Origin of the sequence: Thauera sp. (assembly GCF_035444905.1) — a bacterium.
GTDB lineage: Bacteria > Pseudomonadota > Gammaproteobacteria > Burkholderiales > Rhodocyclaceae > Thauera.
The window spans coordinates 73,426-97,488 of record NZ_DAOMPS010000002.1 but is presented as its reverse complement, the minus strand read 5'-3'; the positions used below and the strand labels follow the sequence as shown (position 1 = coordinate 97,488).

At 66.5% G+C, this 24,063-nt stretch carries 26 protein-coding genes and 2 tRNA genes; 6 read left to right on the top strand and 22 right to left on the bottom strand.

What is annotated here, in order from left to right:
* Complete coding sequence (gene rlmD, locus PLC66_RS01690; protein WP_324537272.1) at nucleotides 1-1,314, bottom strand: 23S rRNA (uracil(1939)-C(5))-methyltransferase RlmD; 1,314 nt, start codon at nucleotides 1,312-1,314, stop codon at nucleotides 1-3.
* A gap of 311 nt (nucleotides 1,315-1,625) precedes the next feature.
* On the opposite strand from rlmD, the gene PLC66_RS01685 reads away from it, so the two are divergent.
* A complete protein-coding gene (locus PLC66_RS01685) occupies nucleotides 1,626-1,994 on the top strand; it encodes a hypothetical protein (RefSeq protein WP_324537270.1) in 369 nt (122 codons plus the stop codon).
* An 84-nt stretch (nucleotides 1,995-2,078) separates the two neighbouring features.
* Here PLC66_RS01685 and bamC read toward each other — a convergent pair whose 3' ends face one another.
* The 3 genes from bamC to PLC66_RS01670 form a co-directional block, all read right to left on the bottom strand.
* Complete coding sequence (gene bamC, locus PLC66_RS01680; protein WP_324537268.1) at nucleotides 2,079-3,221, bottom strand: NlpB/DapX family lipoprotein; 1,143 nt, start codon at nucleotides 3,219-3,221, stop codon at nucleotides 2,079-2,081.
* Between the two features lie 25 nt (nucleotides 3,222-3,246).
* A complete protein-coding gene (dapA, locus tag PLC66_RS01675) occupies nucleotides 3,247-4,125 on the bottom strand; it encodes a 4-hydroxy-tetrahydrodipicolinate synthase (protein ID WP_324537266.1) in 879 nt (292 codons plus the stop codon).
* Between the two features lie 116 nt (nucleotides 4,126-4,241).
* The gene (locus tag PLC66_RS01670; protein ID WP_324537265.1) at nucleotides 4,242-5,168 is read right to left on the bottom strand and encodes a histone deacetylase family protein; all 927 of its coding nucleotides are present in this window, start codon (nucleotides 5,166-5,168) and stop codon (nucleotides 4,242-4,244) included.
* Nucleotides 5,169-5,333: 165 nt separating this feature from the next.
* Between PLC66_RS01670 and PLC66_RS01665 the strand changes: the two genes are divergently transcribed.
* From PLC66_RS01665 to PLC66_RS01645, 5 genes are read left to right on the top strand one after another with little or no spacing between them, the layout of a single operon-like run.
* Nucleotides 5,334-6,251, top strand: a complete 918-nt coding sequence (locus PLC66_RS01665) for an AAA family ATPase (RefSeq protein ID WP_324537263.1) — start codon at nucleotides 5,334-5,336, stop codon at nucleotides 6,249-6,251.
* The gene (locus PLC66_RS01660; protein WP_324537261.1) at nucleotides 6,251-7,252 is read left to right on the top strand and encodes a DUF58 domain-containing protein; all 1,002 of its coding nucleotides are present in this window, start codon (nucleotides 6,251-6,253) and stop codon (nucleotides 7,250-7,252) included. The genes PLC66_RS01665 and PLC66_RS01660 overlap by 1 nt, the downstream gene beginning before the upstream one ends.
* Nucleotides 7,249-9,252 (top strand): transglutaminase TgpA family protein, encoded by a 2,004-nt coding sequence (locus PLC66_RS01655; protein ID WP_324537259.1) that lies wholly within the window; start codon nucleotides 7,249-7,251, stop codon nucleotides 9,250-9,252. The genes PLC66_RS01660 and PLC66_RS01655 overlap by 4 nt, the downstream gene beginning before the upstream one ends.
* Before the next feature lie 11 nt (nucleotides 9,253-9,263).
* The gene (gene mltB / locus PLC66_RS01650; RefSeq protein ID WP_324537257.1) at nucleotides 9,264-10,355 is read left to right on the top strand and encodes a lytic murein transglycosylase B; all 1,092 of its coding nucleotides are present in this window, start codon (nucleotides 9,264-9,266) and stop codon (nucleotides 10,353-10,355) included.
* Between the two features lie 13 nt (nucleotides 10,356-10,368).
* Nucleotides 10,369-11,160: a DUF2189 domain-containing protein gene (locus PLC66_RS01645; protein WP_324537256.1), complete on the top strand. Its 792-nt coding sequence runs from the start codon at nucleotides 10,369-10,371 to the stop codon at nucleotides 11,158-11,160.
* A 3-nt stretch (nucleotides 11,161-11,163) separates the two neighbouring features.
* On the opposite strand, the gene rpoS is transcribed toward PLC66_RS01645, so the two are convergent.
* From rpoS to PLC66_RS01555, 18 genes are all read right to left on the bottom strand, one after another.
* Nucleotides 11,164-12,099 (bottom strand): RNA polymerase sigma factor RpoS, encoded by a 936-nt coding sequence (gene rpoS / locus PLC66_RS01640; RefSeq protein WP_324537254.1) that lies wholly within the window; start codon nucleotides 12,097-12,099, stop codon nucleotides 11,164-11,166.
* Nucleotides 12,100-12,109: 10 nt separating this feature from the next.
* A complete protein-coding gene (locus PLC66_RS01635) occupies nucleotides 12,110-12,952 on the bottom strand; it encodes a peptidoglycan DD-metalloendopeptidase family protein (protein WP_324537252.1) in 843 nt (280 codons plus the stop codon).
* A 16-nt stretch (nucleotides 12,953-12,968) separates the two neighbouring features.
* Nucleotides 12,969-13,622, bottom strand: a complete 654-nt coding sequence (locus PLC66_RS01630; RefSeq protein ID WP_324537250.1) for a protein-L-isoaspartate(D-aspartate) O-methyltransferase — start codon at nucleotides 13,620-13,622, stop codon at nucleotides 12,969-12,971.
* On the bottom strand, nucleotides 13,619-14,362 hold the full coding sequence (gene surE / locus PLC66_RS01625) for a 5'/3'-nucleotidase SurE (RefSeq protein ID WP_324537248.1): 744 nt from the start codon (nucleotides 14,360-14,362) through the stop codon (nucleotides 13,619-13,621). The genes PLC66_RS01630 and surE overlap by 4 nt, the downstream gene beginning before the upstream one ends.
* 120 nt (nucleotides 14,363-14,482) lie before the next feature.
* Nucleotides 14,483-14,559 (bottom strand) — tRNA-Pro (locus tag PLC66_RS01620).
* Between the two features lie 61 nt (nucleotides 14,560-14,620).
* Nucleotides 14,621-15,001, bottom strand: coding sequence for a MerR family transcriptional regulator (locus PLC66_RS01615; protein WP_324537246.1), 381 nt, complete (start codon nucleotides 14,999-15,001; stop codon nucleotides 14,621-14,623).
* A complete protein-coding gene (locus tag PLC66_RS01610) occupies nucleotides 14,982-15,287 on the bottom strand; it encodes an integration host factor subunit alpha (RefSeq protein ID WP_324537244.1) in 306 nt (101 codons plus the stop codon). Before PLC66_RS01610 ends, PLC66_RS01615 begins: the two co-directional genes overlap by 20 nt.
* Nucleotide 15,288: 1 nt before the next feature.
* Nucleotides 15,289-17,679, bottom strand: a complete 2,391-nt coding sequence (pheT, locus tag PLC66_RS01605) for a phenylalanine--tRNA ligase subunit beta (protein ID WP_324537242.1) — start codon at nucleotides 17,677-17,679, stop codon at nucleotides 15,289-15,291.
* Between the two features lie 51 nt (nucleotides 17,680-17,730).
* Nucleotides 17,731-18,762: a phenylalanine--tRNA ligase subunit alpha gene (gene pheS, locus PLC66_RS01600; protein ID WP_324537240.1), complete on the bottom strand. Its 1,032-nt coding sequence runs from the start codon at nucleotides 18,760-18,762 to the stop codon at nucleotides 17,731-17,733.
* Nucleotides 18,763-18,857: 95 nt separating this feature from the next.
* The gene (rplT, locus tag PLC66_RS01595) at nucleotides 18,858-19,217 is read right to left on the bottom strand and encodes a 50S ribosomal protein L20 (RefSeq protein WP_324537238.1); all 360 of its coding nucleotides are present in this window, start codon (nucleotides 19,215-19,217) and stop codon (nucleotides 18,858-18,860) included.
* Between the two features lie 12 nt (nucleotides 19,218-19,229).
* Nucleotides 19,230-19,427 (bottom strand): 50S ribosomal protein L35, encoded by a 198-nt coding sequence (gene rpmI / locus PLC66_RS01590; protein ID WP_075148334.1) that lies wholly within the window; start codon nucleotides 19,425-19,427, stop codon nucleotides 19,230-19,232.
* A gap of 144 nt (nucleotides 19,428-19,571) precedes the next feature.
* Nucleotides 19,572-20,093 carry a translation initiation factor IF-3 gene (gene infC / locus PLC66_RS01585; RefSeq protein ID WP_324537396.1) on the bottom strand — a complete coding sequence of 174 codons (522 nt, stop codon included), beginning with the start codon at nucleotides 20,091-20,093 and terminating at the stop codon, nucleotides 19,572-19,574.
* Nucleotides 20,094-20,119: 26 nt separating this feature from the next.
* Nucleotides 20,120-22,036: a threonine--tRNA ligase gene (gene thrS, locus PLC66_RS01580; RefSeq protein WP_324537235.1), complete on the bottom strand. Its 1,917-nt coding sequence runs from the start codon at nucleotides 22,034-22,036 to the stop codon at nucleotides 20,120-20,122.
* Between the two features lie 181 nt (nucleotides 22,037-22,217).
* A tRNA-Val gene (locus PLC66_RS01575) sits at nucleotides 22,218-22,294 on the bottom strand.
* Nucleotides 22,295-22,361: 67 nt separating this feature from the next.
* Entirely contained in the window at nucleotides 22,362-22,604 is a 243-nt protein-coding gene (locus PLC66_RS01570; protein ID WP_324537233.1) for a GlsB/YeaQ/YmgE family stress response membrane protein, read from the bottom strand.
* A gap of 27 nt (nucleotides 22,605-22,631) precedes the next feature.
* Nucleotides 22,632-23,420 carry a 3'-5' exonuclease gene (locus PLC66_RS01565; RefSeq protein ID WP_324537231.1) on the bottom strand — a complete coding sequence of 263 codons (789 nt, stop codon included), beginning with the start codon at nucleotides 23,418-23,420 and terminating at the stop codon, nucleotides 22,632-22,634.
* Nucleotides 23,420-23,848 carry a YdbL family probable chaperone protein gene (locus tag PLC66_RS01560; protein WP_324537229.1) on the bottom strand — a complete coding sequence of 143 codons (429 nt, stop codon included), beginning with the start codon at nucleotides 23,846-23,848 and terminating at the stop codon, nucleotides 23,420-23,422. Before PLC66_RS01560 ends, PLC66_RS01565 begins: the two co-directional genes overlap by 1 nt.
* A complete protein-coding gene (locus PLC66_RS01555) occupies nucleotides 23,845-24,012 on the bottom strand; it encodes a hypothetical protein (RefSeq protein ID WP_324537227.1) in 168 nt (55 codons plus the stop codon). Before PLC66_RS01555 ends, PLC66_RS01560 begins: the two co-directional genes overlap by 4 nt.
* Between the last annotated feature and the right edge of the window lie 51 nt (nucleotides 24,013-24,063).

Sequence of the window (24,063 nt, the reverse complement as noted above, 5' to 3'; positions counted from 1 at the left end):
TCAGGGGCGCTCTCCGGACCGCTCGAAGAGCGCGATCGACTCGACGTGCGAGGTCTGCGGGAACATGTTCGCAATCCCCACAGCGCGCAGCACGTAGTCCTTCTCGCGCACCAGAACGGCCGCATCGCGGGCAAGCGTGGCCGGGTTGCAGGACACGTAGACGATGCGCGCCGGCCCTTGCTGCCTGCCGAGCGCCTTTACCACCGCAATCGCCCCCTCGCGCGGCGGATCGATCAGCAGCTTGTCGAGCGGACCGAGCGCGGCAAGGCTGTCCTCGGTCGCGTCGAAGAGGTTGGCGGCGTGAAACTCGGTGAGCGCATCCAGGCCGTTGCGCCGGGCGTTGGCCAGCGCCCGCGCCACGAGCGCATCGCTGCCCTCGACGCCGACCACCCGCGCCCCGCGGCGGGCAATCGGCAGGCTGAAGTTGCCCAGCCCGCAGAACAGATCGGCGATGCGCTCGCCGGGCCGGGGATCGAGCAGCTGCAGCGAACGCCGGATCAGCAGGCGGTTGATGTGCACATTGACCTGGGTGAAGTCGGTCGGCCGGAAGTCCATCCGCACCCCGAACTCGGGCAAGGTGTAGTGCAGCGCAGGATCATCGGCCGGATCCAGCGGCGTCGCCGTATCCGGCCCGCCCGGCTGCTTCCATGCCTGGATGCCTTCGGCAGCGGCGAAGGCGGCGATGCGTTGTTCATCGCTGCCGCTGAACGGCAGCAGATTGCGGAACACGAACACCGTCGCCTCGTCGCCGATGGCGATCTCCACCTGGGGTACGCGATCGGCGATCGAGAGTCCGGCGATGAGCTCGCGCAGGCGCGGCAGCAGCGCCGAAACCCTCGCTGGCAGCACCGGGCATTCGCGCATGTCGACGATGTAGCTGGAGCGTCGCTCGTGAAAACCGATGCGCAGGCCGCCCTTGCTCGGCACCAGCCGCACGCCGAGCCGGGCGCGGTAACGATAGCCCCAGGCCGGGCCGTGGATCGCAGGAAGGATCAGCTCGGCGCGCAGTTTGCCGATGTGCCAAAGGGCGTCTTCCAGAATGCGCTGCTTGGCCGCGGCCTGGGCGAGCGGGTCGAGATGCTGCATCGAACAGCCGCCACAGAGGCCGTAATGCGCGCAACGCGGCACCACGCGCTGTGCGCTGGGGCGGACGATGCGCTCGGCAGTGGCCTGCTCATAGCTGGACCGGCTGCGGTGAACGCGGTACTCGACGCGCTCGCCCGGCAGCCCGCCCTCGATGAAGACGGTCTTGCCGTCGACATGGGCAACGCCACGGCCTTCGTGGTCGAGGGATTCGATGGTGGCGATGGTCATGGTACGGCGGCAGTGACGGGGTGCGCGATTCTACCGTGTGCAGCCCCCTTCCGCGCCTCCCCCCAACCTGCGCCTGTCTGCACCACCAATTCGGGATGGATAGACAAATTGAAACAATGCAGCAGACCCGGAGATTCACTCAATCCGTTGTTTTACTGATATTTTTGACTCGCCTTTGCCATTTGCTGCATCGCACCACCGAGCCGTTTATGGCGTTGCAGCATGTTAAGATTGCGCGGCTTCGCGCACTTGCATCCGTGCGCAGACGCCACGACAGACCAAGAATCCCCTAGCCGAAAGGAAGACACATCATGAAGCATCCCCTTCTCGTTGCCGCCCTCGTTGCCATCACCATCACCGCCTGCGGCAAGAAGGAAGAACCCGCGGTGCAGGCGCCCGCGTCGGCCCAGGAGCAGATGAAGGAAGCCGCCGAGCAGGCCGTGGAAGCAGCGAAGGAAAGCGCTGAAGCCGCTGGTGAGGCCGCCGCCGCCGCGACCGAAGCCGCCAAGGAAGAAGCCGCCGCCGCCGCCGAGGCAGCTGAAGAGGCCGCCGAAGACGCCAAGGCCGGCGCCAACGCCGCAGTTGAAGCCGTGAAGGAAGAAGCCGCCGATGCGGTGGACGCAGCCAAGGCGGCCGCCGAAGCGGCGGTCGAGTCCGCCAAGGACGCGGCCAAGGAGTAAGCCTTAGTAAGCCTCGTGCGCCCTTGCGGGCGCACCAAAGAAAAAAGCCGGCGATGCCGGCTTTTTTTCGTCGCAGCGCTGCGCTTAGCGCAGTTGTTCCTGCAGCAGGCCGAGCATGCGGCGCGCGGTATCCGAGGTATCGACACCGCCCTCGCGACTGAGCACGCTCACCCGCGACGCATCGCCCTGGCCCTCGACACGCAGTCGATACTCGCTGCCCCCCTCGGCCGGTTTGTCGCTGCTGCGCCAGAAGGCAAGGCGCGACAGGAAACCCCTGTTCGGGCTGCTGTTGTCCGCATCGGGGTCGACATAGCGCACGAAGTAAAGCCCCTGCGCCCGATCGCGGTCTTCCACCGTAAAGCCGATGCGGTCGAGCGCCAACCCGACCCGACGCCAGGCGCGATCGAAGGGCTCATCCATGGTCAGCACCACCTGCCCATCCGGCGCAGAGGCGATCTGAGCGCGCTGCGGCGCCTGCGGGGCGGCGATTGCCGCCTCGGCACGCGCTACCTCGGCCCCCAGGTGCACCATCAGCCGACGCAACATCTCGGCCTCGAGCTCGGGATCTGCCGGGCGCGGCTGCCAGATGGTGGAATCCTTGGCCTCGGTCGGGTAGATCTCCATCATGCCGCGATGGCTGACATAGACCTCGACCGTCCCGCCATCCTTGCCCTGCTCGAGGCGAGTGCGGAACTTGTCGCGCTCGGGGGTAGAGAACAGGCCGTCGAACACGCGGCCGATCGTCGAGCGCACGAAGTCCTGCGGAATTTTGGCCCGATCCTCGGCCCAGTCCGTCTCCATGACGCCGATCTCGGGGCTGTCGATGTTGAGGATGAAACCCATCTCGAGCCAGAAATCCTTGATCTGCGGCCACAGGTCGGCCGGCGTACCGGCGATCACCAGCCAACGCTGCGTGCCGGCGCGCTCGATGCGCATGGTGTCGGAGGCGGCCAGCACGTCGGCCGAGCCGCTGGCCACCGCGGGCTGGCCACTGCGGTCGGCGGCATAGGCCGAGTAAGTGGCGACTCCGCGCGGCGCCACGTCAGGCACGGCGAAGCGGTCGTCGCGGCGCGGCGCGGTGAGGTCGGGCGGGATCTCGAGCGGACGCTCGATCTGACGGGCGCTCTTGTAATCGATGCGCTTGGACTCGAGCAGGGATCCGGAACAACCACCGAGGGCGAGCGAAAGCGCGATCAGGGAAAAGGAGGTGCGCGTGGAGCGATTCATGTAATTCCCGGACAAAAGATTCGGTTCAGGCCTGAATGCCGGCCTTGCGCATGGCCTTCAGCACGCGCTCGTGATGGACTTCGGCCAGCGGCGTGAGCGGCAGGCGGATACCGTCGCCGATCAGGCCCATGCGCGCCACCGCCCACTTCACCGGGATCGGATTGGCCTCGCAGAACAGGTCACGATGCAGACCGGTAAGCCTTGCATTGGTTTCGCGCAAGGCCTTCATGTCGCCTGCAGCCGCGGCGGCGCACAACGCATGCATCGCGCGCGGGGCGACGTTGGCGGTGACCGAGATCACGCCGTGGCCGCCGAGCATCAGGAAGGCGGCCGAGCTCATGTCGTCGCCGCTGTAGAGCACGAAGTCGGCCGGCGCCCGCTCGATCAGGTCGCAGGCGCGATCGAGGTTGCCGGTCGCATCCTTGAGACCAATGATGTTCGGGATCTCGGCCAGGCGCAGCGTGGTGTCGTTGCTCAGGTCCGCGACCGTGCGGCCCGGCACGTTGTACAGGATCAGCGGCAGCTCGACCGACTCGGCGATGGTGCGGAAGTGACGATACAGACCCTCCTGCGAGGGCCTGTTGTAGTACGGCACGACCGACAGATGGGCCGCGGCGCCCGCCTGGCTGGCAAAGCGGGCAAGCTCGACCGCTTCCGCCGTCGAGTTTGCGCCCGTACCGGCGATCACCGGCACCCGACCGGCCACGTGCTCGACGCTGGCGCGAATCAGTTCGCAGTGTTCGTCGACGTCGACGGTGGGCGACTCACCCGTGGTGCCGACGACGACGATGCCATCGGTACCTTCGGCAATGTGCCAGTCGATGAGACTGCGCAGGCGGGGAAAATCCAGGCTCCCGTCGTCCTGCATGGGAGTGACGATGGCGACAAGCGATCCGGTAATCATGGGGTCGGGGCTTTCGATAAAAGATGCGATTCTAACCGATCGCCGAGGCAGGGCCAGCGCAAGCCATGCCTTCCGGCCGTTCGCACCGCCAGAAAGGGTATCGGCAAGTTACCTCGTCACAGGTCGGCGAGCGACTTGATGTGCGCCACCACCGAACGCGCCAGCGACGACAGTGAATAGCCGCCCTCGAGGATGGACACGATGCGCTTGTGGCCGCAATCCTCGGCCACGCCCTTGATCTGCTCGGTGGCCCAGACATAGTCGGCCTCGACCAGACCGAGCGAGCCCATGTCGTCTTCGTAGTGGGCGTCGAAGCCGGCCGAGATGAAGATCATCTGCGGATTGTGGCTGCGCAGGGCCGGAATGACGATGTCGCCGAACACCTGACGGAAGGCATCGCCGCGCGTGCCGGCCGGCAGCGGCACGTTGCACATGTGCGGCGGCGGATTGTCCGTGCCGCAGTATGGGTAGAAGGGGTGCTGGAAGATGCCCGCCATCATCACCCGGGGGTCGTTGCGGAAGATGTCCTCGGTACCGTTGCCATGGTGAACGTCGAAGTCCACGATCGCCACCCGCTCCAGGCCGTGGGCATCGAGCGCATGGCGCGCAGCGATGGCGACGTTGTTCATGAAGCAAAAGCCCATCGCCTTCGAGCGCTCCGCATGATGCCCGGGGGGACGCACGGCACAGAAGGCATTCTCGATCTCGCCCTGCATGACGAGGTCGGTCGCAAAAACCCCCGCCCCGGCCGAACGCAGCGCCGCCTTCATCGTGCCCGGGCTCATCGCGGTGTCGGGGTCGAGGTGGCGGATGCCGTGTTCGGGCACGTTGTCGATGAGACTGTCGAGATACTCCGGCGGATGGACACGGGTGATGTGCTCGCGCTCGGCAACCGGTGCGTCGTAGAAGGAGATGTACATGTCCAGGCCCGCCGCGATCAGCCGATCGTTGATCGCCGACAGCCGCTCGGAGCATTCAGGATGCATCGAGCCCATATCGTGCAGCCAGCAGTCACGGTGCGTTATGAATGCCGTAGTGGTCATACTCCTCCCTCGTCTCGAGAACAGTCTCGTGGGCAGCCGCCTGCGCCAGATCCGGCAGTCGCACGCACCCTTATCCACCGGCCATCGTGACGCACATCTTCCGGGCCAGCGCGCTTTGTCGTCTATTATCACCGCTTCCCCGCCAATTTCACAGTGCGCCCCGCAATGCCCCTGCACCATGCAAATCGCCTGCTCGAAACCTCAGGCCGGATCATCCTCGGCAAGGAACGCGAGCTGCGCCTGGCCCTCGCCTGCCTCGTCGCGCGTGGCCATCTGCTGATCGAGGACGTGCCCGGCGTGGGCAAGACCACGCTGGCGCACGTGCTGGCCCGACTGATGGGCCTGCAGTTCCAGCGCATCCAGTTCACCAGCGACCTGCTGCCCGCCGACATCCTCGGCGTCTCCGTGTTCGATCGCGACACGAGCGCCTTTCGCTTCCACCCCGGGCCCGTGTTCGCGCAGCTGATCCTCGCCGACGAGATCAACCGCGCCACCCCCAAGACCCAGAGCGCGCTGCTCGAGGCGATGGAGGAACGGCAGGTCACCGCCGACGGCAACACCTTCGCCCTGCCCGAGCCCTTCTTCGTCATCGCCACGCAGAACCCGGCGCACCAGATCGGCACCTTCCCGCTCCCCGAGAGCCAGCTCGACCGCTTCCTGCTGCGCATCCGGCTGGGTTATCCCGATCGCGACGCCGAGCGTGCGCTGCTGATGGGCGAGGACCGCCGCGAACTGCTCGAGCGCCAGTCCTCCGTCATCAACCCCGCAGCGCTGATCGAACTGCAGCAGGCCGCCGCGCGCGTGCATGTGGGCGACGCCCTGGTCGATTACGTCCAGGCTCTGCTCGGCGCGACGCGTAACAGCCCCGAGTTCGCTGGCGGTCTGAGTCCGCGCGCCGGACTCGGCCTGCTCGCCGCCGCCCGCGCCTGGGCCCTGATCGACGGCCGTGATCACGTCCTGCCCGACGACGTGCAGACCCTGTTCCCGCACGTCGCCGCGCACCGCCTGCATCTGGCCGGCGATGGCCGCCCGGCGCCGCCGGCCAGCATCACGCGCCTGCTGCAGGGCGTCGCCGTGCGCTGATGGCGGTGACGGCAACAGGGCTGCTGTCGACGCTGCGCGCGGCGGCCGATCGCTGGCTGTTTCGCATCGGCCCCGTCGAAACCGCACCGATCCGTCTCGTGCAGCGCCGCATCTACGTGCTGCCCACGGCTGCCGGGCTCGCCTTTGCCGGCGCCCTGCTGGCCATGCTGCTGGCCTCGATCAACTACAACCTGAGCCTGGGCTACGGCCTCGTCTTCCTGCTCGGCGGCGCCGCGGTGGCCAGCATCGTGCACGCCTTTCGCAACCTGCTGGGGCTCTCCATCCGTCCCGCCCGTTGCATGCCGGTGTTCTGTGGCGACACCGCCGGCTTCGTGCTGCAGATCGACAATCCGCGCCCGGGGCGACGCCCGGCCTTGCGCTTGCGCGCCCACGGTGAGCTGGCCGACTTCGACATCGGGCCGGCGCAGGCGGCGAGCGTGACCCTGCCCTGTCCGACCCACCACCGTGGCGAGTTGGCGCTGGGGCGCACGGTCCTCGAGACGACCTGGCCCCTGGGCCTGATTCGGGCCTGGAGCGTGTTCGTGCCGGAGCTGAACTGCCTGGTCTATCCCGCTCCCGAGCCAGCCCCCCCTGCGCCACCCGAAGATGGTGAGGGCGACGAGGGTCGGCATGGGCGGTTGCGCGACGGCGATGACGATTTCGCCGGACTGCGCGCCCACCGCAGCGCCGACTCGCCGCGCCATGTCGCCTGGAAGGTGCTGGCCCGCGGCGGCCCGATGCTCACCAAACAGTACGCCAACTGGAGCGGTCAGGACCTGCAGCTCGACTGGACGACGCTGCCTGCACACCTCGACGGCGAACAGCGACTGTCGCGCCTGGCCGCCTGGGTACTGCAGGCCGAACAGGGGGGACGACGCTACGCGCTGGCGCTGCCAGGCAGTGCGATCGAACTCGGGCAGGGACCGGCGCATCTGCAGCGCTGCCTGAGCGCACTGGCGCGCTTCGGATCGCCCACTGCGCCACGGGGACGCCAGCCATGATCGCCCGCCTCTGGCGGATGCGTCCTCGTCTGCCTGGCGCCTCGCCACGCCCCGCGGCGGCCAGCGCCGCGCTTGACCGCCGCCAGGGGGCATGGTTGCTCGCGGCCGCGGCGCTCACGCTCGCGCCCCATGGACTCTGGCTGCCGGCGTGGATTGCGGTGCTGGGTGCGGCCCTGCTGGGCTGGCGGGCAGTGCTGCTGTGGCGCGGCCACAGGCCGCCGCCCCACCTCGTGCTGCTCGTGCTCGCGATCGCGGCAGGTGTGGGCGTGCGTCTCGAGTTCGGCCATTTCTTTGGCAAGGCCCCGGGCGTCGCCCTCCTTGCCCTGCTGCTCGGGCTCAAGCTGCTCGAAACCCGCGCAGCGCGCGACATCCGCGCCGGGGTGCTGTTGTGCCTGTTCCTGCAACTGGCCGTCTTCCTAGAGGACCAGTCCTTGCCGATCGCCGCGCTGGCGCTGGGCGGCACCCTGCTCGCCCTCGCCGCCCTGGTCGCCCTCGCCGACCCGCGCGGCGGTCACCGCGAGCCGCTGCGCACCGCCGCCGTGGTGCTGGCCCAGGGCCTGCCCTTCATGCTCCTGCTGTTCCTCCTCTTTCCCCGCATCCAGGGTCCGCTGTGGGGACTCCCGGCAGACGCCTACAGCGCGCGCACCGGGTTGTCGGACACGATGGCCCCGGGGTCGATCAGCGAGCTCAGCAACTCGAGTGCGATCGTGCTGCGCGCCGCCTTCAGCGGTCCCCCACCACCGCCCGCCCAGCGCTACTGGCGCGGCCCGGTGCTGACCCAGTTCGACGGTCGCACCTGGCGCGCCCTGCCCTTTGCCGAGGCTGCAGCGCCCTTCTACACGGCAGCCGGACCCGCGCTCGACTACCAGCTCACGCTCGAGCCGCACAACCGGCGCTGGCTGCTGGCCCTTGACTACCCGGGTGCGTCCGCGCCGGCGATCCGGTATGCGAGCGACTACCACGCCCTCGCCGCCCAGCCGGTCCGCAACCGCAGCCGCTACGCGCTCACCGCCCACCCCGAAGCCGCCGTCGGCGAGAGCGAATCAAGCGCCGTGCTGGCGGCCTCGCTGCGGCTGCCGGCGGACAGCAATCCGCGCACGCGCGCCCTGGCCCAGCAGTTGGCGGCCGGCACCGATTCGCACGCCGAGATCCTGCGCCGCGTCATCGCGCATCTGCGCGACGCTCGCCTCCGCTACACGCTGCGCCCCCCCCTCCTCGGTCGCCACGCCGCCGACGAGTTCCTGTTCGACACCCAGCGGGGCTTCTGCGAGCACTTCGCATCGGCTTTTGCCGTGTTGATGCGCGCGGCCGGCGTACCCACGCGGATCGTGACCGGCTACCAGGGTGGCGAGATCAACCCGATCGACGCCCACCTCGTGGTGCGCCAGTCGGACGCCCACGCCTGGGCGGAGGTGTGGCTGGAGGAGAAAGGCTGGATCCGTGTCGACCCCACTGCGCTCACCGCGCCGCAGCGCATCGACGACGGGCTGGCGGCAGCGCTGTCGGAGTTCGAGGGCCTGCCGCTGATGCGGCGTGCGGACATGGCCTGGCTGCGCGATCTGCGCCACCAGTGGGAGGCGCTCTCGAATGCCTGGAATCAGCGCGTTCTTGGCTACAATCCAGAACGCCAGCGCGAACTTCTCGCCCGCCTCGGCCTCAAGCGGGTGGACGCGGCCACGATGGCCGGTGTGCTGTCGATCGCGAGTGCGCTGCTTTTTGCCGGGCTCTATCTGTGGGCAAGCCGCCCGCGCGTGCGGCACGACCCGCTGCAGCGCCAGTGGGACCGCTTCAGCGCACGCCTGGCCAAGGTCGGCCTCGCCCGCGAGCCCTGGGAGGGGCCGCTGGCCTATGGCGAACGAATCGCCGCGGCGCGACCCGAGCAGGCGGCGGAACTCCGCGCCATCAGCGCCAGCTACGCGCGGCTGCGCTACGGCCCCGGCACCGCCACGGACGAGCTGCAGGTCCTGCGCAAACGTATCGACGCCCTCAAACTCTCATGAACCGGAGCGACATGGCCCACCCTGCCCCTTCCCCAAGAACCTCCGCGCCGGTCGCCCCCACTGGCAGCAAGCTCGCCTCTGTCGCTTGCCCGCGGGCGCGCCGCATCCTTGCCACCGTGCTCGCCTGCGTGTTCCCCGCCGTGGGCATCGCCTCCTACGCCGAGCGCGAGGATGCGCAGGCCTTCGTCGCCGAGGTCGCCGCACGCCATGGCTTCGATCCCGCCGAGCTCGACCGCGCGCTGGCGCGCGCGCGTCACGACGCCACCGTCATCCGTCTCATCACGCCACCCGCCAGGCGCGGCGCACGATCCTGGCAGGACTATCGCGCGCGTTTCCTCGACCGCAGCCGCATCAATGGCGGCATCGCCTTCTGGCAGGAGCACGAAGCCGAGCTCGCGCGCGCGGAGCGCCAGTTCGGCGTGCCTGCGGAGGTGATCGTTGCCATCATCGGCGTCGAGACCGTGTATGGGCGCCATACCGGCAACTTCGAGACCTTGTCCGCGCTCGCCACCCTCGCCTTCGACTACCCACCGCGCGCCGAGCTGTTCCGCCGCGAGCTCGAGTCCTTGTTCCTGCTCGCCCGCGAGCAGGGCCGCGCGCCGGACAGCTACAGCGGCTCGTTTGCCGGCGCGCTCGGCTACCCGCAGTTCCTTCCCAGCAGCGTGCGCGCCTACGCGGTCGATTTCGACGGCAACGGCCGCATCGACTTCGACACCGATGCGATCGATGCCATCGGCAGCGTGGCCAACTATCTGCACGTGCATGGCTGGCAGCCCGGCGCGCCGGTCGCCGAACGCGCCCTGCTGGGCAGCGGAACCGACGCTGCCGCCCTGGTCGGCGCGGGCATCGAGCCGGTGCTCGAGCCCGAGGCGCTCACCGCGGCCGGCGTCAGCACCCTCGACGGCCGCAGCGCGGCCGCCACCGCCACCCTGGTCGACCTCGAGACGCCTGGCGCCGACACCGAGTACTGGCTCGGCTACCGTAATTTCTATGTCATCACGCGCTACAATCGCAGCAGTTTCTACGCGATGTCGGTCTTCGAGCTTGCCGAGGCCCTGCGCCTTCGCCGGCTGGTGGATCAGATGCGCGCCGAGCGCCGCTGAGGAGCCACGACGCATGAACGCCACGCCGGACACGCCAGCCCAGAACGCCGCCACGCTGCGGCCCGCCCCGCTTGCGCTGTCCGACGTGGTGGCGTCGGTCGCCATCGGCGTCCGCCAGTTCCGGGCGATTCCGGTGCTCAGCATGGCCTTCGCCGCGCTGTTCGTGGCGATCGGCCTGCTGCTCTTCGCCGCCCTCGATCTGGCCGCGATTGCGCCGATGAGCCTGTCACTCGCCGGCGGCTTCCTGCTCGTCGGCCCCATTTTGCTGGCTGGCTTCTTCTCGGTCGCGGACAAGCTGCGCCAAGGTCGCCGACCGCATTTCGGCGACATCCTCGATGGTTTTCGGCGCATGCCGCGCGGCGGCTGGGTCGTGTCCTTCGTGTGCGGGCTGCTGTTCCTGATCTGGATCACCGATGCCGGTATCCTGTACGGCTTCATGGTCGGGCGCGAACCGATCGGCTTCGCGCGGCTGCTGCGCATCGAGCGCATCGTGGTGGACTACGCCGCCTACAGCGCGATCATGGGTGCCGTGCTCGCCTTCATCCTGTTTTCGGTCTGCGCCTTCTCGATCCCGCTCATCTTCGACCGCCGCGCACAGCTGGTGTCGGGTGTGGTGGCGAGCGTGCGCGCGGTGTTTGGCCGCTTCGGCGTGATGATGTGCTGGGCCTTGCTGCTCTCGGCCGTCATCATGGTCAGCGCCCTACTGCTGCCGCTGCTGCTGTTCACGCTGCCGGTGATGGCTTATGCCAGCAGGGAGCTGTACTTCCGCACCTTTCCATTGCACGAGGCCGGCCGCGCAGGCTGAGATCTACAGCAGCGCGTCACGCGAGATGCCGTGGCGCTTGAGGATGCGACGCAGCTGCCCGAGCGCCTCGAGCTGGATCTGGCGCACGCGTTCGCGCGTGAGTTCGAGCCGCCCCGCCAGTTCTTCCAGGGTCAGCAGCTCACACTCGTCGATGCCATAGCGGTGACGGATGACCATGCGCTGCTTGTCGCCGAGCATCTTGATCCATTCGCGCACGAGATCCTCGATCTCGGTGCAGTGGATCTGCACTTCCGGCGTCAGCTGGTGCTCATCGGCGAGGGACTCACCGATGGAGAGTGTCGGATCGATGTCGAGCGGCGCATCGAGCGACGCCGTGTGCTCGCTCAGCGCCAAGGTACTGCGCACGTCCTCGATCGACTTGCCGAGTCGGCTGGCGATGTCCTCGAGCGAGGACTCGCCATTCGAGCTGGCCTCGATGCTGCGCTGGGCACGCAGGACCTGGTTCAGCTCCTTGACCACATGCACCGGCAGGCGGATGGTGCGCGACTGGTTCATGATCGCGCGTTCGATGTTCTGCCTGATCCACCAGGTCGCATAGGTGGAGAAGCGGAAGCCGCGCTCGGGATCGAACTTCTCGAGCGCGTGCATCAAGCCCAGGTTGCCTTCCTCGACGAGGTCCAGCAGCGGGATGCCACGATTGAGGTAGTGCTTGGCAATATTGACGACGAGTCGCAGGTTGCGCTCGATCATCATCTGCCGTGCGCCGAAGTCGCCTTCGCGTACCAGACGCGACAAACGCAACTCCTCCTCGGCCGACAGCAGCGGATTGGCACCGATCTCGTTCAGGTAAAGCTGGGTGACATCGCTGAAGAAATCGCTCTCGACGACTGGAGTCTGGTTGCTGGCGAATACTTCCACCTCGGGCGGAAGATCCGGTTCATGACTTTCGAGGTCGTCAAGACTCGCCGGTTCTTCCATGCTCCCCCCTTTAACGTGCAGGCAGATATCTCATCGGGTCGACCGCCTTGCCCTGCTTGCGGATCTCGAAGTGCAGCTTCGGTTTGTCCGCTTCCGAGCTGCCCAGCTCGGCGATCTTCTGTCCCTGTGCGACCTGGTCGTCTTCCTTGACCAGCAACTTGTCGTTGTGAGCATACACGGAGTTGTACTCCTGGTTATGCTTGATGACGATGAGCTTGCCGTAGCCGCGCAGGCCGCTGCCCGCATAAACGACCTTGCCCGCCGAAGCGGCATACACCGGGTCGCCGACGCGGCCGCCGATGTCCACGCCCTTGTTGGAAGCCTCGTTGAAGCCAGCAATCAGGGTGCCGCTCGCTGGCCACTGCCACTGCCCGCTTGCCGCGCTCGGCGCCGGCTCGACGGCGGCCGGCGCAGGCGGGGTGGGCGTCGGCTCGACAGCCGGCGCGCGGCCGCCTAGCGGCTCCTGCATGAGCGGGACGACACCGGTTTCGGTGCCGGTCGGCGGCACCGGCGACGTCACCGCCGTACCGCCGATGGGCGTGGCTACGGCGACCGAACCCGGCACCGTGCCGGGAGGGGCAACGAGCAGGGTCTGGCCGACGTGAATCTGGTTGGGGTCGGTGATCGCGTTCCAGCTGACCAGATCGGGCAGGGTCACCCCGTACTGACGGGCGATACCCAGCAGCGTTTCACCCGGGCGTACGGTATGCATGCCGGCGGGTGCAGCCGGCTGGGTGACAGGCGCTGGCGCAACGCCGCTGCCGTCGCGTACCGGCGCGGTGACCTGTGAGGCGCAGCCGGCAACGAGGCCTACCGCAAGCGCGAGCGCAATCGATCTTAAAGGTGTGTGCATCGGAAAATACCGTCTCTCATTCTGTACCACCGAGAAGCGGGACGAAGCGCACGGCCTCGTGCCAGCTTTCCCGGAAAACGTTGCCTTGGCGCTCGACGAGGAGCAGACGCTGCTCGCCACCGCCCACCGGCACGATGAGACGCCCACCGGGCGCCAGTTGTTCCTTCAGCGCAGGCGGCAAGCCAATCGCCCCCGCAGCAACGATGATGCTGTCGTAGGGCGCAGCCTCGGGAAGCCCCAGACTGCCATCTGCAAGTTTCAGTCGTACATTGGGCAGCCGCAGCGGACGCAGGTTCGCGCGGGCGCGGTCGAGCAGCGCACGGATGCGCTCGACGGCATACACCTCGGTCGCCAGCAGCGACAGCACCGCAGCCTGGTAGCCGCACCCGGCGCCGACCTCGAGCGTACGCCCCAGCTCGCGCCCTGCACGCAAGAGTTCGATCATGCGCGCGACAACGAAGGGCTGGGAAATCGTCTGCTGATAGCCGATGGGCAATGGGGTGTCGTCGTAGGCACTGAACGCCAGCCCCTCGTCGACAAAGGCATGACGCGGCACGGCCTGCATCGCCGCCAGCACGCGCTCGTCGCGGATGCCCTGGGTGCGCAGACGCTCGACCATGCGCGCGCGCGCGCGGCCGGCCTGACCTGCATCGATGACCCGGCTGTTCACTGCTTCAACCAGTCGAAGACCGGCGATATGAGACCGGTGTGCGTGAGATCGATCTGCAGCGGGGTCACGGACACGAACCCGTTTGCAACAGCGTGGAAGTCGGTGCCCTCGCCCGCATCGGCGGCCCCGCCTGCGGCGCCGATCCAGTACACCGTGTCCCCGCGCGGCGTGATGCTGCGCACGACGGGTTCGGCCTTGTGCCGCTTGCCCAGTCGGGTGACGCGCACGCCCTGCAGGCGGTCATAGCCGACGTCGGGCACATTGACGTTGAGCAGAACCGGATGCGGGAAAGGCTTGCGCATGAAGCGCTCGGCGAGATCGCGCGCAACCCGCGCGGCGGCGGTGAAGTCGGTCGCCGACTTACTCACCAGCGACACCGCAATCGACGGCACACCGAGCAGGTAGCCCTCGGTAGCGGCCGCGACGGTGCCCGAATAGACCGTGTCGTCGCCCATGTTCGCACCATGATTGACCCCGGACACGACCATGTCGGGCAGGTGCTCGAGCATGCCCGTGACTGCCAGGTGAACACAATCGGTCGGCGTGCCGTTGACATGATAGAAACCGTTGGCGGTACGCTTCAGCGACAACGGACGGTCGAGCGTGAGCGAGTTACTCGCACCACTGCGGTCGCGCTCGGGCGCCACCACGGTGACGTCGCCCAGGGTACTCAAGGCTTCGGCAAGCGCCGCAATCCCCGGAGCAAAATAACCATCGTCGTTGCTGACCAGGATACGCATCTGTAATCCGTGCGAGTTGCCGCAGAACGCGGCCGGGAGCGAAATGTTAGCACAGCGTGCTGGCGCTGCCGGCGACGGCAGGGCGAAAACAAAAAACCGGCCAAGGCCGGTTTATTTGATTGGTCGGGGCGGCGGGATTCGAACTCGCGACCCCTTGCACCCCATGCAAGTGCGCTACCAGGCTGCGCTACGCCCCGACACAAGCCGCCATTATAGCAGCGGTTTTGATCTTTGCCAGAATTTTTGCATCCAGCCGGCTCAGCCCCGCAGACCTTTCAACACCTCGTCGAGTTCGCTGCGGATATTGCTCACCAGCGCCTTGTAGCGCTCGACCTCGACCTCGTTCTCCTGCTCGTGGATGGCGGACTCACCGAGCCGGTTGCGCGCGCCCGAGATGGTGAATCCCTCCTGGTAAAGCAGTTGCCGGATGCGCCGGATCAGCAGCACCTCGTGGTGCTGGTAGTAGCGCCGGTTGCCACCGCGCTTGACCGGCTTGAGCTGGGTGAACTCCTGCTCCCAGTAGCGCAGCACGTGCGGTTTCACGCAGCACAGGTCGCTGACCTCGCCAATGGTGAAATATCGCTTCGCCGGGATCGGCGGCAGGGTCTCTGCACCGATTTCAGGGCTGCTTGCTTGCATCGCTGAGTTGCTCCACCGCGGCCTTCAGTTTCTGGCTGGCGTGGAAAGTGACCACCCGCCGCGCGGTGATCGGGATTTCCTCGCCGGTCTTGGGATTGCGCCCGGGGCGCTGAGGCTTGTCGCGCAACTGGAAGTTGCCGAAGCCCGACAGCTTGACGCTGTCGCCCCGCTCGAGCGCCATCCGGATTTCCTCGAAGAAGCCCTCGACCATGTCCTTGGCTTCACGCTTGTTGAGCCCGACCTGCTCGAACAGCAGATCGGCCAGCTCGGCCTTGGTCAGCGTCATGTCAGTCCCCCGCGCCGCGCAAGCGGGCACCGAGGACGGTCTCGGCCTGCCTGACCAACGTGGAGACCGCGGCATCGACCTCGGCGTCCTCGAGTGTGCGCTGAGTATCTTGCATCGATACCCTGAAGGCAAGACTCTTCTTGTCGGGGTCGATGCCCTTGCCGTGGTAGACGTCGAACAGCGCGATCTCGCGCACGATCGCCGGCGCCGCCGCCTGCAGCACGTCGATGACCTTGGCCACGGCCACCTCGGTACCGACCACGAGCGCGAGGTCGCGCGTCACCGCGGGCATGCGCGAGATCTCCGCATACGCAGGCATGCGCGCGGCCAGCGCGGCATCGAGCTCGACCTCGAAGATCACCGGCGCTGTCCCCAGTTCGTAGCGCTGCACCCACACCGGGTGCAGCTCGCCGAGCAGGCCGATGATGCGTCCATCCAGACGCACGCTCGCCGCACGCCCTGGATGCAGGGCCGGATGGGACAGGCGCTCGAACTCGAGCCGGCGCGGCGCAAATAGCGCTTCGAGATCGCCCTTGACGTCGTAGAAGTCGACGTTGCGGCTACGCTCGCCCCACTGCTCGGGCAGCGCCGGACCGGCGGCGAGCGCTGCAAGCATCATGACCTGGTGGAAGCCGGGCACGGGCTCGCCGTCGGCCTTGCGTTCGAACACGCGCGCGACCTCGAATACCCGCACGCGATCGAGCTGGCGCTTGCGATTCGTCGCCAGGTTGGCGGTCAGCCCGCCGATGAGGCTCGAGCGCATCACGCTGAGCTGGCTGGCAATCGGATTGGCGAGCCGGATGGGCTCTTCGTTAGCGCAGAAATCGCGCTCCCATGCCTCTTCGACGAAGGCGAAATTGACCACTTCCTGGTAGCCACGCGCCGCCATCAGGTGGCGCAGCGCCCACACCGGCCGACTGTGCTCAGAGCTCGGCAGCATCATCAGGCTGCCCTGCGGCGCGACCGCGGGAATGTTGTCGTAGCCGTGCAGGCGTGCAAGCTCCTCGATCAGATCCTCTTCGATCTGGATGTCGAAGCGCCACGACGGCGGCGTGACGAGAAGATCCTCGCCCATGTGCTCGACGCCCAGGTGTACGCGCTGCAGCAGCGCCAGCATGGCGTCGTCGTCAAGCGTGATGCCGAGCACGCGGCGGGCGCGAGCCGGGCGCAGGCGAACCGGCGCCCGTGCCGGCAGGGCGTCGGCGGCGAGCGCCTCCTCCACCGGCCCGGCCTCGCCGCCACAGATCTCGAGGATCAGCTGCGTGGCGCGCTCGAGCGCGCTGCGCGCCAGTTCGAAGTCCACCCCACGCTCGAAGCGGTGCGAGGCATCGGAACCAAAGCCATGGCTGCGCGCGCGACCGGCGATCGCATCGGGGGCGAAGAAGGCACTCTCGAGGAAGACCTCCGTGGTCTCCAGGGTCACGCCGCTGTCCTCGCCACCCATGATCCCGGCAAGGGCAAGCGCCCGCGCTTCATCGGCAATCAGCAAGGTGTCCGCTGCGGGCGTGACGGTCTGCTCGTTGAGCAACAGCACCTGCTCGCCCGGGCGCGGCAGGCGCACGTGGATCGCGCCCTGCAGGCGGGTGTTGTCGAAGGCGTGCAGCGGCTGGCCGAGCTCGAGCATGACGTAGTTGGTGACGTCGACCAGCGCACTGATCGAGCGGATGCCGCTGCGGGCGAGGCGTCGCACCATCCAGGCCGGGGTGCTTGCCCGCGCATCCACGCCACGCAGGATGCGGCCGCAATAGCGCGGGCAGGCCTGCGGGGCGTCGAGCACGATCGCGCGGCGGGCATCGCAAGCGGGCGCGACGGCCTCGACCACGGTCTGCTTCAGCGCTGCCCCGGTGATCGCCGCGACCTCGCGCGCCACTCCGGTAAGACTCAGGCAGTCGGCACGATTGGGGGTGAGCTTGATCGTGAACAGGGTGTCGTCGAGCTCGAGGTAGGCGCGAATGTCCATGCCGATCGGCGCGTCTTCGGGCAGCGCGTAAAGGCCGGCATGATCCTCCGACAGCCCCAGCTCACGTGCCGAGCACAGCATGCCGAAGGACTCCACCCCACGCAGCTTGGCCGCCTTGATCACGAATTCGCCCGGCAGCACGGCACCGACGCGCGCGCACGGCACCTTCATGCCGACGGCCGCATTCGGAGCGCCGCACACGATCTGCAAGAGCTCACCGCTCCCGGCATCGACCTTGCACAGCTTGAGCTTGTCGGCGTTGGGATGCCTTTCCGCTTCGACGATCTGCGCCACCACCACCCCGCTGAACGCCGGTGCGGCGGGGTCGGCCTCTTCCACCTCGAGACCCGCCATGGTCAGCAGATGGCCGAGTTCGGCGCTGTCGAGTTGCGGATCGACAAAGGTCCGCAGCCACTGTTCTGAGAATTGCATGATTCGATAACCCGGAATGCGAGGAGTCGGCAGTAGTTGGGCGATGGGCGCTCAGCGGAACTGGCCCAGGAAGCGGAGGTCGCCCTCGAAGAACAGGCGCAGGTCATTGACCCCGTAGCGCAGCATGGTGAGCCGATCGGGGCCCATGCCAAAGGCGAAGCCGGTGTAGCGCTCGGGGTCGATGCCGCCGAAGCGCAGCACGTTCGGGTGCACCACGCCGCAGCCGGCGATCTCCAGCCAGCGTCCCTCGAGCGCACCGCTCATGAAAGCAACATCGATCTCGGCCGACGGTTCGGTAAAGGGGAAGAAGGAGGGGCGGAAGCGCACCTGCAGATCGTCGGTCTCGAAGAAGCGGCGCAGGAAATCGGCGATCACGCCCTTGAGGTCGGCGAAGCTCACCTTCTCTCCGACCCACAGCCCCTCGACCTGATGGAACATTGGCGAGTGGGTGGCATCGGAGTCGACGCGGAATACCCGTCCCGGCGCGATGATGCGCAGGTCAGGCATCGCGTCCGCGTCGCGGTGACGCTCGACGTGCGCCTGCATGGCGCGGATCTGCACCGGGCTGGTGTGGGTGCGCAGCAGGACGTCGTCGTGACCTTCCAGATAGAAGGTGTCGTGCATCGAGCGCGCCGGGTGATTCTCGGGCGTGTTGAGCGCGGTGAAGTTGTGCCAGTCGGTCTCGATCTCGGGACCATCGGCCACCACGAAGCCGATGGAAGCGAACAGCTGCTCGACGCGCTCGAGCGTGCGACTGACCGGATGCAGGCCGCCCTGCGCACCACCCCGCCCAGGGAGCGTGACATCGAGCGCCTCCTCGGCGAGCTGCGCCAGCAACGCGGCCTCGCGCAGCGCGTTGCGGCGCGCCTCGAGCGCGCCTTCGATCGCGACCTTGGCCGCGTTGATCGCTGCACCCGCCTCACGGCGTGCCTCGGGCTCGAGCTTGCCGAGCGACTTCAGGCGCTCGGTGAGGGAGCCGGCCTTGCCCAGGTAACGCGCCTTCGCCTGTTCGAGTTGCACGCTGTCCGTGGCGGCGGCGAAGTCGCCTGCGGCCTGTTGTACCAGTTGATCGAGCTGTTCCATGTTCCTGCCCTGGCGGATGCGGTATTGCGGTGACGGTGGTCCGGAATTCAGAAAAAAAAAGGAGGCCAGGCCTCCTTTTTTCGGGCTGCGGTCGATTACGCAGCGAGTTTGGCCCTGGCTTGATCGGCAATCGCGGCAAAAGCCGGCTTGTCGAACACGGCCAGGTCGGCCAGCACCTTGCGGTCGATCTCGATCGCGGCCTTCTTGAGGCCGTTCATGAAGGTGCTGTAAGTCAGGCCCAGTTCACGTGCGGCGGCGTTGATACGGGCGATCCACAGGGTGCGGAACTGGCGCTTGCGCTGACGACGGTCGCGGTAGGCGTACTGACCCGCCTTCATCACCGCCTGCTTGGCGATGCGATAGACGTTCTTGCGACGGCCGCGATAACCCTTGGCCTGAACGAGGACTTTCTTGTGACGAGCGCGGGCGGTTACACCACGTTTAACGCGAGGCATTGCGGTCTCCTATCAAGCGTACGGAAGCATGGCGCGGATCAGCTTTTCATCGGCCGCATGAACTTCGGTCATGCCGCGCAGCTGACGCTTCGCCTTAGTCGTTTTCTTGGTCAGGATGTGGCGCTTGAACGCCTGGGACCGCTTGATCCCACCGCTGGAGCGGACCTTGAACCGCTTGGCGGCTCCGCTCTTGGTCTTCATCTTGGGCATTGCTGAGACTCCATGTTTTTGGATGACACCAGGTAGCGCCGATGAGCCCCGACGCATTTCATTACCCGGCACCACTTGTTTTCCGCCGGACAGGTCTCCCTGCCCCACGGTCTTGCCCCTGAAGGGGCAAATCTCACGAACCGATCAACGGTTCTTCTTCGGCGCGATGACCATGATCATCTGACGCCCTTCCATCTTGGGCATCTGCTCGACCTGACCCAGTTCTTCGAGGTCGGCCTTCACCCGCTCGAGCTGGCGCAAACCGAACTCCTGGTGAGCCATCTCGCGGCCGCGAAAGCGCAGGGTCACCTTGCACTTGTCGCCTTCCTCCAGGAAGCGCTTGAGATTGCGCAGCTTGATCTGGTAGTCGTTCTCGTCGGTACCCGGGCGAAGCTTGACTTCCTTCACCTGCACCTGCTTCTGCTTGAGTCGGGCTTCGTGGGCCTTCTTCTGTTCCTGATACTTGAACTTGCCGAAATCCATCAGCTTGCACACCGGCGGCGCAGCCATCGGGGCGATTTCGACAAGGTCCAGCCCGGCCTCTTCGGCCATATTGAGGGCTGTGTTCAGGGACACGATGCCGAGCTGTTCGCCTTCTTCGCCAACCAGCCGGACCTCGGGCGCGTTGATCTCCCTATTTACGCGCTGCTTCTTATCTTGAGCGATGGTTCAACTCTCCACGAAAACCAAAATCAGACCGAACCGGCTTTCGCTTCAACTTCGCGACGCCAGCGTTCGATCAGCGAATCGAGGGACATTTGGCCAAGATCCTGGCCACCCCGGGCACGTACGGCTACCAGGCCGGCCGCCTTTTCCTTGTCGCCGATGACGATCTGGTAAGGCAGCTTCTGCACGCTATGTTCGCGAATTTTATAGTTAATCTTCTCGTTGCGCAAATCCGCCTCGACGCGAAAGCCCGCCTTCTTCAACTTTGCAAGCGCCTCGACCGTGTAGTCGGCCTGCCCCTCCGAGATGTTCATCACCACCGCCTGCACCGGCGCCAGCCACAAGGGCATCGCCCCGGCGTGGTTCTCGATCAGGATGCCGATGAAGCGCTCGAGCGAGCCCAGGATGGCGCGGTGCAGCATGACTGGCACCTTCTTGGTATTGTCCTCGTCGACGTACTCCGCCCCGAGCCGCACCGGCAGGTTGAAGTCGAGCTGCAACGTGCCACACTGCCACACGCGGCCCAGGCTGTCCTTCAGCGAGAATTCGATCTTCGGGCCGTAGAAAGCGCCCTCACCCGGCTGCAGATCATACTGCAGCCCCTGGGCGTCGAGCGCGGCGGCGAGCGCCGCTTCGGCCGCATCCCACTGCTCGTCCGTGCCGACACGCTTTTCCGGTCGAGTGGAGAGCTTCACCAGCACATCGGTGAAGCCGAAATCGGTGTAGACCTTCTGCAGCAGACGGATGAACTCAGCCGACTCGGACTGCACCTGGTTCTCGGCGCAGAAGATGTGCGCGTCGTCCTGCACGAAGTTGCGCACCCGCATGATGCCGTGGAGCGAACCCGAAGGCTCGTTGCGGTGACAGGAACCGAACTCGGCCATGCGCAGGGGCAGGTCGCGGTAGCTCTTCAACCCCTGGTTGAAGATCTGGATGTGGCAGGGGCAGTTCATTGGCTTGACCGCGTAGTCGCGCTTCTCGGACTGCGTGGTGAACATCAGGTCGGAATACATCCCCCAGTGACCGGACTTTTCCCACAGCGAACGGTCGACGATCTGCGGCGTCTTGACCTCCTGGTAGCCATGCTCGCCGATCGTCTTGCGCAGGTACTGCTCGACCTGCTGCCACAGCGTCCAGCCCTTGGCATGCCAGAACACCATGCCCGGCGCCTCGTCCTGCAGATGAAAGAGGTCAAGCTGGCGGCCGAGCTTGCGGTGATCGCGCTTCTCCGCCTCCTCGATCATGTGCAGATAAGCGTCAAGCTCGTCCTTCTTGGCCCAGGCGGTGCCATACACCCGCTGCAGCATCTCGTTCTTGGAGTCGCCGCGCCAATAGGCGCCTGCCAGCTTGGTGAGCTTGAAGACCTTGAGCTTGCCGGTCGAGGGCACATGCGGACCGCGGCACAAGTCGATGAAGTCACCCTGGCGATACAGGGAAACGTCCTCGTTGGCCGGAATCGAAGCAATGATCTCGGCCTTGTAGTGTTCGCCGATACCCTTGAAAAAATCCACCGCCTTGTCGCGCTGCCAGACCTCCCGGTGCACCGGGACATCACGCCTGGCGATCTCGTTCATGCGCGCCTCGATCGCCGCGATATCCTCGGGCGTGAATGGGCGCTTGTACGAGAAATCGTAGTAGAAACCGTTTTCGATTACCGGCCCGATCGTCACCTGCGCCTCAGGAAAGAGCTCCTTCACCGCATGGGCGAGCAGATGCGCAGTCGAGTGACGGATCACGTCCAGACCTTCGGCCGAGCGGTCGGTGACGATCGCCAGATCGGTGTCGCTGTCCAGCAGATGGGACAGATCGACGAGGCGCTCGCCGATCCGGCCTGCAAGCGCAGCCTTGGCAAGCCCGGCACCAATGGAAGCTGCCACCTCGGCCACCGTCACCGGATGGTCGAAGCTGCGTACGGAGCCGTCAGGGAGCGTGATGTTGGGCATGACTTGAGCCTCGAGCTGAGTTCGATCCCGGCAGTCTCGCAGGACACGACACGATGCCGAAATTGTGGACGAAAAAAAAGCGCGGTCTTGGCGCGCTTTTTTCCCTAGCAGACAAGCGGAGCCGACCTGTTCAGTTTCCCGCCTGAGTGGTAGTTCGGAACATGAATCGACTCCTGAATCCTGGTAGGCGCGATTGGATTCGAACCAACGACCCCCACCATGTCAAGGTGGTGCTCTAACCAACTGAGCTACGCGCCTGCTGAAGTCCCGCATTATAGACAAGCAGAGATTCTTGTCAAAGATTTTTTGACGAATCGCGCTCAGCTCATTTGCGCAGTCGATTCACCACGAACAGGATCACCACGGCGCCCACCACGGCGCCGATGAAGCCCGCCGTCTCACCCACATGGTAGATGCCGAGGAACTGCCCGCCATAGGTGGCGAGCATCGAGCCGGCGATGCCGAGCAGCGCGGTGAAGATCAGGCCGAGGCCGTCCTTGCCCGGATGCAGCAGGCGCGCAACGAGACCGACGATCAGGCCGATCAGGATTGTTCCGATGATGCCCATACCCCCTCCCAGAAAAAATGACTGCCTTCAGCTTCCCGGCCAGGCCTGAAGGAACTGCGCCCAATGCGGCGCCTCGAGGCGACCGAGCGCATCGCGCACGACCTGCACCTCCTCCGCCCAGGCCTTGGCATCGAGATGCCCGCGCAGGCGCTCGAAGCACAGGTAAACAAGATAGGTGTTGACCACGTCGGTCTCACAGTAGTCGCGGATCTCGGCAATTCGGCCATCCTGCCAGGCCTGCCACACGGCCGAGCCGTCCATGCCGAGCTTGCCGGGGTAACCCATCAGCTTGGCGAGGTCGTCGAGCGGCGCACTGGCGCGCGCCTGGTACATCGCCAGCAAGTCCATCAGGTCAAGGTGGCGGCTATGATAGCGGCCGATGTAGTTGTTCCATTTGAAGTCGCGCGAGTCGTGGTAATCGCCCTCGCCCTGGTCCCAGTAGCGGGGTGCGCTCACGCCGTGCAGCATGCCGCGGTAGTGCAGCACGGGCAGATCGAATCCGCCGCCGTTCCAGGACACGATCTGCGGCGTATAGCGCTCGATCCCGTCGAAGAAGCGCTGGATGATCTCGCCCTCTCCCGCATCCGGCTCGGACAGCGAGAACACGCGGAACTGCTGGGCGTCACGCAGCGCACAGGAAATCGTCACCACGCGCTGCAGGTGGTGCGGCAGGAAGTCATGGCCGTGACTCGCGCGGCGCTGCTGGAAGGCCCACTCGGCGACTTCGAAATCCGACAACTCGTCGGGCAGGTCGCCGAGCCGACGGATGCCGGCCACGTCGGGAATCGTCTCGATGTCGAAAATCAGGACCGGCATTACTTGCGCGCCCAGCTTCCGCCCTGCTGCACCCACCAGCCCGGCTGCGCACGCTCGATCCAGCGCTGTGCAAAGGTGCGGCGCACATCGGCCTCCCACTCGGGATGGCCGTTGGCGCGCGCGATCTCGCGGTAGAGGGCGGCACGGTCGGCGTTCTCGGCGGCAATCAGGCTGTTGGCCTGCGCACGCTGGGCGAGCGGCACCGCCCCCGCATCGCGCAGGGCGACGCTGCCATCGGCTGCCAGACCGACCGCGCCCGAGGCATACAGCGGTGCAAGCTGCGCATGACGCTGCTGCATCGACTGCCTGAGCGCCGAGATGGTCGGCGTGTCGATCTCGAGGTTGCCCTGAGCCTGGGCGGCGCTGATGCACGCCAGCCCGACGCACAGCGCCAGCAGCCAGCGTGAAAAGGCGATCGGCAAGGTCATTGCGCTTCTCCTTCGCTTGCAGGCGCTGCAGCCGGCGCGTTTTCGCGCAACTGCCACACCTCGCCGATGATGCGATCGGCCGCCTTCTCCGCAGCAGCGGCGGGAAAGTAGATGTTGATGGTGACGCAGGACGCGGCAGTGAGCGCAAGCAGCGCGGCGAGCACACGGCCCGCCGCACGCGGATGCATTGAATTCGGGCGGGGCAATGGCAGTGC